Source organism: Halomonas halodenitrificans DSM 735, assembly GCF_000620045.1.
Taxonomy (GTDB): domain Bacteria; phylum Pseudomonadota; class Gammaproteobacteria; order Pseudomonadales; family Halomonadaceae; genus Halomonas; species Halomonas halodenitrificans.
Genome location: NZ_JHVH01000002.1, coordinates 123,405 through 136,500, shown reverse-complemented (window position 1 = coordinate 136,500; position 13,096 = coordinate 123,405). Strand labels below are relative to the sequence as shown.

Annotated in this window: 13 protein-coding genes; 12 read left to right on the top strand and 1 reads right to left on the bottom strand. The window is 66.5% G+C overall.

Annotated features, from left to right (window positions below; all coding sequences use genetic code 11):
- Positions 1 to 31: 31 nt before the first annotated feature.
- Both Q358_RS0102535 and Q358_RS0102530 read left to right on the top strand, forming a co-directional pair.
- Positions 32 to 1,228, top strand: coding sequence for a trans-sulfuration enzyme family protein (locus Q358_RS0102535; protein ID WP_027960605.1), 1,197 nt, complete (start codon positions 32 to 34; stop codon positions 1,226 to 1,228).
- Positions 1,228 to 2,283, top strand: coding sequence for a tellurite resistance/C4-dicarboxylate transporter family protein (locus Q358_RS0102530; RefSeq protein ID WP_043487525.1), 1,056 nt, complete (start codon positions 1,228 to 1,230; stop codon positions 2,281 to 2,283). Before Q358_RS0102535 ends, Q358_RS0102530 begins: the two co-directional genes overlap by 1 nt.
- Before the next feature lie 238 nt (positions 2,284 to 2,521).
- On the opposite strand, the gene norR is transcribed toward Q358_RS0102530, so the two are convergent.
- Positions 2,522 to 4,072 (bottom strand): nitric oxide reductase transcriptional regulator NorR, encoded by a 1,551-nt coding sequence (gene norR / locus Q358_RS0102525; protein WP_027960603.1) that lies wholly within the window; start codon positions 4,070 to 4,072, stop codon positions 2,522 to 2,524.
- Between the two features lie 290 nt (positions 4,073 to 4,362).
- On the opposite strand from norR, the gene ytfE reads away from it, so the two are divergent.
- The 10 genes from ytfE (at position 4,363) to Q358_RS0102475 (ending at position 13,057) form a co-directional block, all read left to right on the top strand.
- On the top strand, positions 4,363 to 5,019 hold the full coding sequence (ytfE, locus tag Q358_RS0102520; protein ID WP_027960602.1) for an iron-sulfur cluster repair protein YtfE: 657 nt from the start codon (positions 4,363 to 4,365) through the stop codon (positions 5,017 to 5,019).
- Between the two features lie 60 nt (positions 5,020 to 5,079).
- Entirely contained in the window at positions 5,080 to 5,694 is a 615-nt protein-coding gene (locus Q358_RS0102515) for a hemerythrin domain-containing protein (protein WP_027960601.1), read from the top strand.
- A 264-nt stretch (positions 5,695 to 5,958) separates the two neighbouring features.
- Complete coding sequence (locus tag Q358_RS0102510) at positions 5,959 to 7,680, top strand: ribonucleoside triphosphate reductase (protein WP_027960600.1); 1,722 nt, start codon at positions 5,959 to 5,961, stop codon at positions 7,678 to 7,680.
- 41 nt (positions 7,681 to 7,721) lie between these two features.
- The gene (gene nrdD / locus Q358_RS0102505) at positions 7,722 to 7,883 is read left to right on the top strand and encodes an anaerobic ribonucleoside-triphosphate reductase (protein ID WP_027960599.1); all 162 of its coding nucleotides are present in this window, start codon (positions 7,722 to 7,724) and stop codon (positions 7,881 to 7,883) included.
- A 57-nt stretch (positions 7,884 to 7,940) separates the two neighbouring features.
- Positions 7,941 to 8,666: an anaerobic ribonucleoside-triphosphate reductase activating protein gene (locus Q358_RS0102500; protein WP_027960598.1), complete on the top strand. Its 726-nt coding sequence runs from the start codon at positions 7,941 to 7,943 to the stop codon at positions 8,664 to 8,666.
- A 100-nt stretch (positions 8,667 to 8,766) separates the two neighbouring features.
- Positions 8,767 to 9,762, top strand: coding sequence for a ubiquinone anaerobic biosynthesis protein UbiU (ubiU, locus tag Q358_RS0102495; RefSeq protein WP_027960597.1), 996 nt, complete (start codon positions 8,767 to 8,769; stop codon positions 9,760 to 9,762).
- A gap of 9 nt (positions 9,763 to 9,771) precedes the next feature.
- Entirely contained in the window at positions 9,772 to 10,692 is a 921-nt protein-coding gene (locus Q358_RS0102490; protein WP_027960596.1) for a U32 family peptidase, read from the top strand.
- A gap of 20 nt (positions 10,693 to 10,712) precedes the next feature.
- Positions 10,713 to 11,438, top strand: a complete 726-nt coding sequence (locus tag Q358_RS0102485; RefSeq protein WP_245598258.1) for an anaerobic ribonucleoside-triphosphate reductase activating protein — start codon at positions 10,713 to 10,715, stop codon at positions 11,436 to 11,438.
- 25 nt (positions 11,439 to 11,463) lie between these two features.
- Positions 11,464 to 12,594: a helix-turn-helix domain-containing protein gene (locus Q358_RS0102480; RefSeq protein ID WP_027960594.1), complete on the top strand. Its 1,131-nt coding sequence runs from the start codon at positions 11,464 to 11,466 to the stop codon at positions 12,592 to 12,594.
- A 226-nt stretch (positions 12,595 to 12,820) separates the two neighbouring features.
- Positions 12,821 to 13,057 (top strand): heavy-metal-associated domain-containing protein, encoded by a 237-nt coding sequence (locus Q358_RS0102475; RefSeq protein ID WP_027960593.1) that lies wholly within the window; start codon positions 12,821 to 12,823, stop codon positions 13,055 to 13,057.
- Positions 13,058 to 13,096: the final 39 nt, after the last annotated feature.

Below are 13,096 nucleotides of genomic sequence, written 5' to 3'. Positions count from 1 at the left end.
CCACCATCCACGCCTCTCGAAGGGTCCCGTCATGTCCCATACTCCGACGCCTCGCCTCGGCCCCGCCACCCGGGCCATTCACGGCCAGCGGCAGCGCGATGCCTTCGGCAGCCCGCACATGCCGATCTACGACACCACCACCTTCGCCTATCCGGACAGCGCGGCGCTGCGCGAGGTGGCGGAGGGGCGTCGACGCGGGCCCCTCTACTCGCGCTACGGTCAGAACCCCACCCTCTTCGCCCTGGAGGAGACCCTGGCCGCCCTGGAACAGGCCGAAACAGCCTGGGCCTTTTCCTCCGGCATGGCGGCCATCAGCGCACTTTTACTCACCCATGGCCGCCACGGCATCGTCTGCCTCGGCGAGGCCTACGGCGGCACCATGGCCCTGCTCGAGCGGCAGTTGCCGTCCCTCGGCATCACGACCCACTGCCTGGTCGACGGCCATGACCCCGAGGCCCTCGAGGCGCTTCTCGCCTCGGGCATCAAGCTGGTCTATCTGGAGACACCCACCAACCCGACGCTGCGGCTGATCGATATCGCCGCGGTCGCCGAGCAGGCCCATCGTCACGGCGCCCTCGTAGCGGTAGACGGCACCTTCGCCACGCCCATGCTGCAGCGGCCGCTGGCACTGGGCGCCGACCTGGTGGTGCACAGCGCCACCAAGTACCTGGGCGGCCACAGCGACCTGACCGCCGGGGCGATCATGGGCGACGCCGAGCTCCTCGAGCCCATCTGGCCATGGCGGCAGAATCTGGGCACGGCGCTGTCGCCGCAGGCGGCGTCGCTGCTGTCACGCAGCCTGCGCACCCTGGCCCTGCGGGTCGAGCGCCACAGCGCCTCCGCCCTGACGATCGCCGAGGCCCTGGCGGACCATCCCGCCATCGAGCGGGTGTTCTATCCCGGCCTGGCGACCCACCCCGGACACGACCTGGCCTGCCGTCAGATGTCGGGGTTCGGCGGCATGCTCGGCATCGAGCTCAAGGGCGGCGGGGAGGCCGCCGCCCGCGTCGCCGACCGGCTGGCGCTGTTCGCCCTGGCGCCCAGCCTGGGCGGCGCCGAGAGCCTGGTGACCCAGCCCTGCACCACCTCCCATGCCGACCTGTCGCCACAGGCCCGCGCCCGGCGCGGCATCGGCGACGGCCTGCTGCGGCTGTCGGTCGGCCTGGAGGAGGCCGAGGACCTGCTCACCGACCTGGGCCAGGCGCTGGATGCGGAGGCGACGGCCTGATGGCGGCGCTGATTCGGCGCGGCGCGGTGCTGGTCGACCGCGCCGCGGCCGGGCTCTTCCCGGGCTATTTCGCGGTGATCATGGCCACCGGCGCCACCTCCATCGCCTGTCGGCTACTGGGCCTGACGGCGCTGTCCTGGGTGCTGCTGGGTGCCAACCTGCTTGCCTATGCGACGCTGTGGGGGCTGACGCTGATTCGCCTGGTGCGCTATCCCCGACGCCTGGCCGGCGATGTGGTCGATCACGCCCGCGGCCCGGGCTTCTTCACCATCGTTGCCGGCACCTGCATCCTCGGCACCCAGGTCCACCTGGTGACGGGACGCGATGACATCGCCACCGTGTTCTGGTGGCTGGGCCTGACGCTGTGGGGCCTGATCATGTACCTCTTCTTCATCGCCGTGACCACCCGGGAAGAGAAGCCCAATCTCGCCAGCGGCATCAACGGCGCCTGGCTGCTGGCGGCGGTCAGCACCCACTCGGTATCGATCCTCACCGCGCTTCTGCCCTGGAGCGGGCCGACCGACCTGCGTCTCTTCTTCGCCCTGTGCATGTTCCTGATCGGCTGCATGCTCTACCTGGCGATCATCACCCTGATCTTCTACCGCCTGACCTTCCTGGAGGTGACGGTCAAGAGCCTGACGCCGCCCTACTGGATCAACATGGGGGCGGTCGCCATCGCCACCCTGGCCGGCTCCACGCTGATCCTGCGCGCCGCCGAGGGCGGCGTGATCGCCGACTTCAAGCCGTTCCTGCTGGGGTTCACGGTGTTCTTCTGGGCCACCGCCAGCTGGTGGTTTCCGTTGCTGGTCGGGCTGATGCTGTGGCGCCACCTGATCCGTCGCCATCGCCTCGTCTACGAGCCGCAGCTATGGAGCATGGTCTTCCCCCTGGCCATGTACACCACCGGCACCCTGCGCCTCTCGACGGCCCTCGAGGCGCCGTTTCTGATGCGCATCCCGGAACCGATGATCTGGCTGGTGCTGCTGGCCTGGACCGCCACCAGCGTCGGCATGTTCTACCATCTATGGCAGCTGGCGCGGTCCGTGGCTACTTGACCCCCAGTCGACGGGCCAGCTTGTGCAGCCTGTGCAAAGTGCCGGGATCTATCTTTCGGACAGCGCCGGCATGTTCTGCCATCCCTCCATGCATGGCGGCTGGCGCGATCGGTGGCTACTTGACCCCCAGTCGACGGGCCAGCTTGTGCAGCCTGTGCAAAGTGCCGGGATCTATCTTTCGGACAGCGCCGGCATGTTCTGCCATCCCTCCATGCATGGCGGCTGGCGCGATCGGTGGCTACTTGACCCCCAGCCGACGGGCCAGCTTGTGCAAATTGCTGGGATCTATCTCGAGCCGCCGGGCGGCCGCCGCCCAGCGCCCGTCACAGGCCGCGAGGGCCTCACGGATCGCCGTCCGCTGAGCCTGGTCAACGCGCTCGCGCAGCGCCAGTGGCACCGGCGCGGCCGCCTCTTCGCGTGCCCTCTCAGCCCATGCCTTCTCCTGACGAGCGGCCTCGGCGGGAGCGGCCTCCGGCGCCGGCAGATCGAGCCACTCGGGCACCAGGGTAATGATATCGTCGCGCCGCGCGCCGTGGCTCAAGGCCTTGATCGCCGCGCGGCTGATCACATGCTCCAGCTCACGCACATTACCCGGCCAGTCATAGGACAGCAGCCGCGCCTCCGCCTCCGGAGAGAGGCGCAGGCTGCGCATCCCGAGCCGGGTGCGATTGATCTCCAGGAAGTGGCCGGCGAGTACCAGCACATCGCTCCCTCGATCACGCAGCGGCGGAATGGCCACCGGATAGACCGACAGGCGATGGTAGAGATCAGCACGAAAGCTGCCGGCACGCACCGCCTCGGCCAGTTGACGATTGGTGGCGGCGATGATGCGTACATCCACGCGGCGCGGCATATCCTCGCCCAGGCGCTGTACCTCGCCCTCCTGAATCGCGCGCAGCAGCTTGGCCTGCACCGACAGCGCCAGCTCGCCCACCTCGTCGAGGAACAGGGTGCCGCCATCGGCGGCCTCGAAGCGTCCGGCACGCGCCGCGGTGGCGCCGGAGAAGGCCCCCCTCACATGGCCGAACAGCTCGCTCTCGGCCAGCGTCTCGGGCAACGCCGCACAGTTCACCTGCACCAGCGGCGCGGCGTGTCGCGCCGAGCGGCGATGCAGGCGGCGGGCAAAGAGCTCCTTGCCGACGCCGGTCTCGCCACTGAGCAGTACCGACAGGTCCGCTCCCGCCACGACGTCGAGTTCGCGCAGCAGCCGCTGCAGCTCCCCGCTATGACCGAGGATATCGCGGGCCGCGGGGGCGGCCAGCGGCAGGCCGCTATCCTGCCTGGCCATGCGCAGGGCGCGCAGATCACGCTCCAGGCGACTGACCCTTACCGCGGATTCGACCAGCAACGCATAACGCTCCAGGGCGGCACAGGCGGCGTCATCGAAGGTTCCCGCCTCCAGTGCATCCAGGGTCAACACCCCCCAGGGCTCGCCCTCCACGTACAGGCCGATGCCCATGCAGTCATGGACATCAAGGGGCTGACCGGGCTGCTGCTCCACCAGGCCATCATAGGGGTCCGGAAGGCTGGCATCCGGGGCGAAGAGGGTGGCGCGGCGACTGGCGAAGATGGTGGCCAGGCGTGGATGCTGGACCAACTCGAAGCGACGCCCCAGCGCCTCTCGCACCAGGCCATCCAGGGCCAGCGGCACCAGGGAGCCCTCCTCCAGGCGCAGCAGGCAGACGGCACCGCACCGGAAGGCTTCGCGCAGGGTGCGTACCAGGCGCTGCAGGCGCACCGCGCTGGGCAGGTCGACCACCAGGTCTGCCAGCAGGCTGTCGTCAAGCATGGTGAGAATCACCTTGAAGGGTTTTATTCACCCTAAATCGTCCGGGTATTTTTCACCACTCTCGCCGCGCACAGAGTCCATCGTCGATGGCCTCATCGATGATTCGACGGCTGGGCCGTTCGGGGTCGGCGACAGGCCCGGAGCGCCGTCCCTTCTTCACGATGCCGGCAACGGCGCCTCCTGGCAGTCCTCTTCCATTGTCACGGATTGCCGGGAATTGGCACGCCACTTGCTTGGTAAGGGGTACCACTCGGACCGTCTTTATCCTCTGCCCCCCGGGAGCCTCTACCATGAACCTGATCGAACAGAACGTCGGCCGCATCGCCCTGACCCTGCCCGGCGCTACCCGAATCTTTCGCGACCACAACATCGACTTCTGCTGCGGCGGGCGCATCACCCTTCGCGAGGCCGCCGAGCGCATCGGCCTGGCCCCCGAGGCGCTGGCGACCGAACTCGAGACACTACCGGCCGGCGACAGTGATGCGCGCGACTGGCAATCGGCCAGCAACGACGAGCTGATCGAGCATATCCTGACCCGCTATCACGAGGTCCACCGCCAGCAGTTGCCCGAACTGGTGCGCATGGCCCGCCGCGTCGAACAGGTCCACGGCGAGCGGGACACCTGCCCCAACGGCCTCGCCGACCTCCTCACCACCCTCTATCAGACGATGGAGAGTCATATGCAGAAGGAGGAACAGGTTCTCTTCCCGATGCTGCGCCGGGGCGGTGCCGCCCAGGCCCAGGGCCCCATCGCCGTGATGCGCCACGAGCACGACGACCACGGTGAACACCTGGAGCAGCTGGCGGCACTGACCGACGATATCACCCCGCCCAAGGGGGCCTGCACCACCTGGCGCGCGCTCTACACAGGACTGGGAGAGTTCCGCGATGACCTGATGCAGCACATTCACCTGGAGAACAACCTGCTCTTCGAACGCGCCGGCTAAGCCGGCCACATAGATGACGGGGCATCGCCGCAAGCCTCGGCAATGCCCCCGGGAGGCCACATGAAAACCCTTGTTTTCGAACGCCTGCATGCCGACCATCACCGCTATGCGGCGCTGCTCTGCATCCTCGACCGCCAACTGCATATCGCCACCTGCGACGAGATTCCCGATTACTGCCTGCTGGCCAGGCTCTGCCACTACCTGACCCACCAACCCGAGGAGTGGCACTATCCGGTGGAGGACGTCCTCTTCGCCCGCCTGGCCGACTGCGATACACAGAGCGCCGACCTGCTCGCCGTGCTCACCGAGGAACACCGGCGGATCACCCGCGATGGCAAGGCGCTCGAAGCGACCTTCCACCGCTGGGCCGAGGACTCGCCACAGGCCGAGCTCGACCTGAACCGACTCAACCTTGCCCGGTCCTTCAGCGAGCTCTATCACCATCACCTGCACAGCGAGAACCGGCACGTCTATCCGCTGCTCGAGCGCTGCATCGATGCCGATCAACTGAACCAGCTGGCGCCTCGACTCTCCCTGGCGAGCCCCGCGGAAGGCAGCCCCGGCTTTCAGCGGCTCTACCGGCAGGTCGCCGACCACCACACCGGCCTGCGCCTGGGCCACGGCGAGCAGGCCGACTTCTGTCCCTTGTGCGACGCGCGACCCGACCACGCCTGACCCGCCACCCGCTGCTGCCCATCCGCGCCTCGCCTGATGCCACCCGACTCCCCCATGGGCGCTGCCCATGGGGGACTTCCCATCGAGGGCTGCCCATCGGGGTCATGAGGAGTGCCGCCTGCCGATTCTCCGATACTGCCGCGAGACTGATCTGGGTCAGGTTTCTACCCGGCTCTAAGGACTATCCTGCACGAACACAATATATGGTATTAAAAAACACAACCCACACCATATATGGACACATGCAGCGAAAAGGAGCCCCCCATGGCAAGTCCGCAGCCCGGCGCCGTCGATGTCGCCTCGACGGTCAACGAGTACCTCCAGCGCACCGACTGGCGTGTCAATGCCAACGCCAACCAGGGCTATTCCCTGGGCGGGCTGATCCTCAACGCCTCCGGCAAGCTGGTGGCCAATTACTGGCTGAACGAGGTCTATCCCGCCGCGGTGAGCGAGGCCCACCGGGAGGCCGACCTGCATATCCACGACCTGGACATGCTCGGCGGCTACTGCGCCGGCTGGTCGCTGCGCACGCTGCTGACCGAGGGCTTCAACGGGGTGCCGGGCCGGGCGGAGAGTGCCCCGCCCCGCCACCTCTCCAGCGCCCTGGGGCAGATGGTCAACTTCCTCGGCACCCTGCAGAACGAGTGGGCCGGTGCCCAGGCATTCAGCTCCTTCGATACCTACCTGGCGCCCTTCGTGCGTCTCGATGGCCTCGATTATCCAGCGGTGAAGCAGGCGGTGCAGGAATTCATCTACAACCTCAACGTGCCATCGCGCTGGGGCAGCCAGACACCGTTCACCAATCTGACCTTCGACTGGGTGTGCCCAGAGGATCTGCGCGACCGGGTGCCGGTCATCGGCGGCGAGGAGCAGCCCTTCACCTATGGCGAACTGCAGGCCGAGATGGACCTGCTCAACCGCGCCTACCTGGAGGTGATGGAGGAAGGCGACTCACAGGGGCGGGTGTTCACCTTCCCGATCCCCACCTACAACATAACCCACGACTTCGACTGGCAGTGCGACAACGCCGAGCGGCTCTTCGCCCTGACCGCCAAGTACGGGCTGCCCTACTTCCAGAACTTCCTCAACTCGGAGCTGGAGCCGCACATGGTGCGTTCCATGTGCTGCCGCCTGCAGCTCGACCTGACCGAGCTGCTCAAGCGCGGCAACGGGCTGTTCGGCAGTGCCGAGCAGACCGGCTCGCTGGGTGTGGTGACCATCAACTGTGCGCGCCTGGGCCACCGTTTCGCCGGCGACCGGGCGGGACTCTTCCAGGAGCTGGACCGGCTGCTCGAACTCGGCCGCGACAGCCTGGAGATCAAGCGCCAGTGCATCCAGGGCTGGATGGACGACGGCCTCTATCCCTACAGCCGCCGCTACCTGGGCACCTTGCGTAACCACTTCGCCACCCTGGGGGTAAACGGCCTCAACGAGATGGTGCGCAACTTTTCCGACGACCATTTCGATATCGCCGACCCCGAAGGCCAACAGCAGGCCCTGGAGCTGCTGGATCACGTCCGCGAACGCATGCGGGAATTCCAGGCGTCGACCGGCCACCTCTACAATCTGGAGGCGACCCCGGCCGAGGGCACCACCTACCGCTTCGCCAAGGAGGACCGCCGACGCTTCCCCGGCATCCTGCAGGCGGGCACGGCACAGTCGCCCTATTACACCAACTCCAGCCAGTTACCGGTGGGCCACACCGATGACCCCTTCGAGGCCCTGTTGCACCAGGACCCGCTGCAGACCCGCTACACCGGCGGCACCGTGCTGCATCTCTACATGCGCGAGCGGCTCTCGTCGGTCGAGGCCTGCAAGACCCTGGTGCACACCGCCCTCTCCCGCTTCCGCCTGCCCTATCTCACCGTGACGCCGACCTTCTCGATCTGCCCGGTGCACGGCTACCTGGCCGGAGAACATGAGTTCTGCCCGAAGTGCGACGAGGCACTCCTGGCGACACGTGCCCGGGCCGATGCCACGGCCTGAGGCCTTTCCTGCAAGACAACCAAGGTAAAAAGGAGCATCACATGCGCCATAGCGTCGAAAACCTGCCCACCGAAGAACGCCAGCGCTGCGAGGTCTGGACCCGGGTGATGGGCTATCACCGCCCGGTCGCCCAGTTCAACCACGGCAAACAGGCCGAGCATCGTGAGCGTGAGCACTTCAACGAGTCAGCTATCCGCACATGACTCTCCCATCCACCCAGGCACCCCGGCGACACCGGGGTGTCCGCCTGGAAGGCATCCATGTCAGATTTCGCCCCCCATCGGCCGTGTCTCCCCGTGGCCGGCCTGACCCCCATGACCACCCTGGACTATCCCGGCCACCTGGCGAGTGTCGTCTTCCTCCAGGGCTGCCCACTGCGCTGCGGCTACTGCCATAACCCCCAGATGCTCACCCCCAGGAAGGCCGAGCCCGACGAGTGGGCGGGGGTCGAGGCCTTCCTCGAAACGCGCCGGGGCCTGCTGGAGAGCGTGGTGTTCAGCGGCGGCGAGCCCACCCTGCACGCCGATCTGCCGCTGGCCGCCGCGCGGGTCCGCGCCCTGGGTTTCAAGGTCGGGTTGCACACCGCCGGCGTCTATCCCCGGCGCCTGGCGGCGCTGCTGCCCCATCTCGACTGGGTGGGGCTCGACGTGAAGGGGCCGGATGCACAGTTCGACGCCATCGTCGGCCGGACCGGCATGGCCGCCGCCCATCGCGAGAGCCTGGCCCGGTTGCTGGCCAGCGATATCGACGTCGAGTGCCGCACCACGGTCCACTGGCGCGACTTCGACCTGGAAGGGCTGCGGCGCCTGGCCCTGGACCTGGCCGCACAGGGCGTGGAGCACTATGCCATCCAGGTGGCGCGCGCCGAGCAGTGCCTGGATGCACGCTATGCGATATCACCGCCGGATGCCCCCTCTTCCACGGCCGTCGAGTCGCTGGCGGCCAACCTGCGCGACGCCTTCCTCCGGCTCGAGCTGCGTCACTGAGGCGCGTGCTCGGCAGACCGCCTCCGCCATGACCCGAGTCAATAGTCCGCGGGGAATAGTCGACTAGCATGGTCGGGATTCCCACGACAGGAGGCTCACCATGGAGCTCGTCTGCCCCGCCGGCAACTTGCCCGCCCTTAAGCGCGCCGTGGATGAAGGGGCCGATGCCGTCTATTTCGGCTTTCAGAACACCACCAATGCCCGCCAGTTCGCCGGCCTCAACTTCACCGACAAGCGTGCCAGGGAGGGCATCGACTATGCCCATGCCCGGGGCAAGCGGGTCTTCTGCGCCATCAACACCTACCCACAGCCGGATGGCTGGGCGATGTGGACCCGCGCCGTGGATCAGGCCGCGGATCTCGGCGTCGACGCCCTGATCATGGCCGACATGGGGCTGCTCGACTACGCCGCCCGCCGCCACCCGGACCTCGCCCGTCACCTCTCGGTGCAGGGCTCGGCCACCAGCCACGAGGCGCTGCGCTTCTATCACGACCAGTTCGGCATCAAGCGCGCCGTGCTGCCGCGGGTGCTCTCCATGACCCAGGTACGCGACCTGGCGAAGCAGAGCCCGGTGGAACTCGAGGTCTTCGCCTTCGGCAGCCTCTGCATCATGGCCGAGGGTCGCTGCTACCTCTCCTCCTACCTGACCGGCGAATCGCCCAACACCCGCGGCGTCTGCTCCCCGGCGGCCCATGTGCGCTGGGAGGAGACTCCCAGGGGTCTCGAGTCACGCCTCAACGGGGTGCTGATCGACCGCTACGGCGAGGGCGAGAACGCCGGCTATCCGACGCTGTGCAAGGGACGTTTCGAGGTGGGCGGCGAGACCTATCACGCCATCGAGGAGCCCACCAGCCTCAACACCCTGGAGCTGCTGCCGGAACTCGAGGAACTCGGTATCGCGGCAGTCAAGATCGAGGGCCGCCAGCGCAGCCCGGCCTATGTATCCAAGGTGGCCGGCATCTGGCGTCAGGCCCTGGACCGGCTGGCGCAGGCCCCGGGCCGCTTCCACACCGAGCCCGCCTGGATGACCGGCCTGGGCGAGGTCTCCGAAGGCACCACCACCACCCTGGGCGCCTACGAGCGCCGCTGGAAATAGGAGAGCCCCATGTCCGCCATCCCCACGCTTCGGCTGTCGCTCGGTCCGGTGCTCTTCTACTGGACTCGCGAGCGCTACGCCGACTTCTATCGCGAGGCCGCCGACTGGCCGGTGGAAATTATTCATCTCGGTGAGTCGGTGTGCTCGCGGCGTCGCGACATGAAGCTCGACGACTGGCTCGGCATCGGCCGTGAACTGATCCAGAGCGGCAAGCAGGTAGTACTCTCGAGCCTGAACCTGATCGAGTCCGAGGCCGACCTGCGCGATCTTCGCAAGCTGTGTGACAACGGCGAATTCCTGGTCGAGGCCAACGATCAGAGCGCCCTGCAGCGCCTCTCGGCGGCGGGCCTGACTTTCGTGGCCGGCGCCGCCCTCAATCTCTACAACCCGGCCACCCTGGCGGTCCTCTCCCGCCTCGGGATGCAGCGCTGGCAAGCCCCGGTGGAGATGTCCCGGGTCGACCTCGTTCGCCTGCTGGACGATTGCCGACAGCAGGGTCTTGACGCTCCCTGCGAGGTATTCGCCTACGGCCATCTGCCGCTGGCCTGGTCATCTCGCTGCTTTACGGCACGGCGCTACCAGAAACCCAAGGACCGCTGTCAGTTCGTCTGCCAGAAGCACCCCGAAGGGCTGGCACTGCGCTCTCAGGAATCCCAGCAGGTCTTCACGCTTAACGGCATCCAGACCCTGTCCGGGGCCTGCCAGGATCTGCGCCACGAGGTGTCCGACATGGCCGAGATGGGCGTCAACGTGGCCCGCCTGAGCCCGCGCCCGACGGGCATGGCGGAGGTGGTCGAGGCCTTCGATGCGGCGCGCCGGGGCGAGTTGCCTTCTCCCGATCCACTCAGCCTGGTCGATGCCGAAGTCTGCGACGGCTACTGGCATGCCCGCCCCGGCATGGATCACAGCCGAGCCACCCCGCCGGAATGAGTGTCGAGGTGATACCCCTGGTGCCTGAGCCAAGCCGCTCGATCCAACTGCCGATCGCCGGCTTCGACGCTCGTGACGACCACGCCTTCCCCGGGCGCCGGGCGGCAGTGGTCTACCTGCAGGGCTGCCCGCTGGCATGCGGCTACTGCGAGACGGCGAGCAGCATGGGACCGGCACGACGGCCGGCGCCGGGCGAATGGCAGGCACTCGAGGCGTTGCTGGCCGCGCGGGTCGGTGAGATCGAGGCCGTGGTGTTCAGCGGCGGCGAGCCCACCCTGCATCCGGACCTGCCCGCCGCCGCCGACGCCTGCCGGGCGCTGGGCCTGGCGGTGGGGCTGCATACTGCCGGTCCCTATCCCGAGCGGCTCGAATGTCTGCTGCCGCGGCTCGACTGGGTGGCCCTGGACACCAAGGGCCGCGGCGCCGACTTCGACCGCGTCTGTGGGCGGCCCGGCATCTGGCGCCACCACGCGCTCAGCCTGTCGTTGCTGCTGGAGGACAGGATCCCCTTCGAGTGCCGCACCAAGCTGCACTGGCGCGACTTCACCCTGGAATCGCTGGAACGACTGGCCATGACCCTGGCAGACTGCGGGGTGCGTCGCTACGCCATTCAGCCAGCCCGGCTGGAGCGCTGCCTGGACCCGGCCTACCGCAACGCGGTCGAAGACGCTCCGTCCCGTGAGGCGCTGGAGACCCTGGTACGCCGGCTGAAGCGCCACTTCGATTACCTCGAGCTTCGGGACTGACGAGGAAGAATCCGAGCGAGCTTTCATGTATCTGACACTGGTCGATCTTCTGCTGGCCACCAGCATCATCCAGTCGCTGGGCCTGGCCGCCTTCCTGCTATTGCCCGAGACATTCCGGCTGATCAGCAACCGGCTGCTGGCGGCCAGCGTCCTGACCTTCGCGGCCGGCCTGAGCGAAGTCTTCCTCTACTCGACCGGGCTTGCCCTGCAGTATCCAAACCTGGCGTATCAGGGCACGCTGCTCGGCCTGCTTCAGGCGGGCCTGCTCTATCTCTATGCCCAATCACTGATGTATAGCGAGTTCCGCCTGGTACCCAGGCACGCCGTGCATAGCCTGCTGTTCTTGGCAGTATCGGCAATTTTCCTGGTGGAGTATTACCTGCAGCCCGAAGAGATCAAGCTGCAGATCCTGCTGAGCCGCGACCACCCGGGCGTACTCACCTCCCCCTTGCTGGCCGCCACCATCCACCTGGTCTTCCTGGGCTACCTCTGGGCCACCGTTCGCGCCATCAACCGCTTCGGCACCACGGTACGCCAGCTCTTCTCCAACCTGGAGAACAAGCAGCTGGCCTGGCTACGCACGCTGCTGATCGGTTATGCCCTTGTCTGGACCCTCAGCCTGTTCTATTGCCTCTCCGCTCATGTCTTCAAGAGCGATGCCAGCGCCGCGTGGGTCTCCGCTATCGGTGGCATCACCGGTTTTCTGTTTATCAATTATCTGCTGATCCACGCCCTGCGCCAGCCCGCCATCTTCTCGGGGCTGAGCGCCGAAGAAGCGCTCCTGGCACAGGACGACAAACAAGACGCGCCAGACAGGGAAATAGATAGTGCGCTGCTTCGACGCCTTGAGAACCACATGGCCGAAGCCAGACCCTATCTGGATGCCAATCTGACGGTGGAACAGCTGGCTTGGCAGCTTGGCGTGCCCACCCGGGAGCTGTCACAAGCGATCAACCAGGGACTCGAGAAGAACTTCTTTGAACTCGTCAGCGACTACCGCGTCGCCGAAGCCCGTCGACAGCTGCACGCTGCCGAGGCAGGCACCACCATCCTGCAGGTGATGTATGACTCGGGCTTCAACTCCAAGTCGGTCTTCAATACGGCCTTCAGGAAGGCTACCGGCATGACGCCCAGCGCCTATCGTGCCCGGGGCTAGGGTTCGACTTTCAGAAAACCTTCAAAACGAACCTGTATTGCATTGTTTTTAAACAATTTTTCTAACAAATAACAACAACGTACGAAATCACGCTAAAGAACGACCCGGCCACCGCGGCTCCCTATCATGGAGACATAACTCAGCATCATCAGTGCAGGGCAAAAATTCACCAGGTCGTACCCGCACTGAGAAACTGCTCCATCCATCACGTCAGGAGTCAGCGACCATGAACAACTCCGTTTCCCTCAAGACCACCACCCTGCGCTCCAGTGAGTTTTCCTGCCCCAGCTGCGTCGAGAAGATCGAGACCAGACTCAAGGGGCTCGACGGTGTCGAATCCGCCGAGGTGAAGTTCGCGTCCGGCCGGGTGATCGTCAGTCACGACCCGGAGAAAGCCTCGATACGCAATCTTGTCGATGCCATCGCCGAGGTCGGCTTTACCGTCAAGCCCTCGACCATCTGATCCGGGTACCTGTGCCATGAAAAAAGGCATGTCCTTACG

What these genes read in the sequence shown, in the direction of transcription:
- Q358_RS0102515 (WP_027960601.1), top strand. Translation starts at nt 5,080, where the DNA reads ATGAAAACCCTTGTTTTCGAACGCCTGCATGCCGACCATCACCGCTAT.
- Q358_RS0102530 (WP_043487525.1), top strand. Translation starts at nt 1,228, where the DNA reads ATGGCGGCGCTGATTCGGCGCGGCGCGGTGCTGGTCGACCGCGCCGCG.
- ubiU (WP_027960597.1), top strand. Translation starts at nt 8,767, where the DNA reads ATGGAGCTCGTCTGCCCCGCCGGCAACTTGCCCGCCCTTAAGCGCGCC.
- Q358_RS0102500 (WP_027960598.1), top strand. Translation starts at nt 7,941, where the DNA reads ATGTCAGATTTCGCCCCCCATCGGCCGTGTCTCCCCGTGGCCGGCCTG.
- ytfE (WP_027960602.1), top strand. Translation starts at nt 4,363, where the DNA reads ATGAACCTGATCGAACAGAACGTCGGCCGCATCGCCCTGACCCTGCCC.
- nrdD (WP_027960599.1), top strand. Translation starts at nt 7,722, where the DNA reads ATGCGCCATAGCGTCGAAAACCTGCCCACCGAAGAACGCCAGCGCTGC.
- Q358_RS0102490 (WP_027960596.1), top strand. Translation starts at nt 9,772, where the DNA reads ATGTCCGCCATCCCCACGCTTCGGCTGTCGCTCGGTCCGGTGCTCTTC.
- Q358_RS0102475 (WP_027960593.1), top strand. Translation starts at nt 12,821, where the DNA reads ATGAACAACTCCGTTTCCCTCAAGACCACCACCCTGCGCTCCAGTGAG.
- Q358_RS0102510 (WP_027960600.1), top strand. Translation starts at nt 5,959, where the DNA reads ATGGCAAGTCCGCAGCCCGGCGCCGTCGATGTCGCCTCGACGGTCAAC.
- Q358_RS0102480 (WP_027960594.1), top strand. Translation starts at nt 11,464, where the DNA reads ATGTATCTGACACTGGTCGATCTTCTGCTGGCCACCAGCATCATCCAG.
- Q358_RS0102535 (WP_027960605.1), top strand. Translation starts at nt 32, where the DNA reads ATGTCCCATACTCCGACGCCTCGCCTCGGCCCCGCCACCCGGGCCATT.
- norR (WP_027960603.1), bottom strand. Translation starts at nt 4,072, where the DNA reads ATGCTTGACGACAGCCTGCTGGCAGACCTGGTGGTCGACCTGCCCAGC.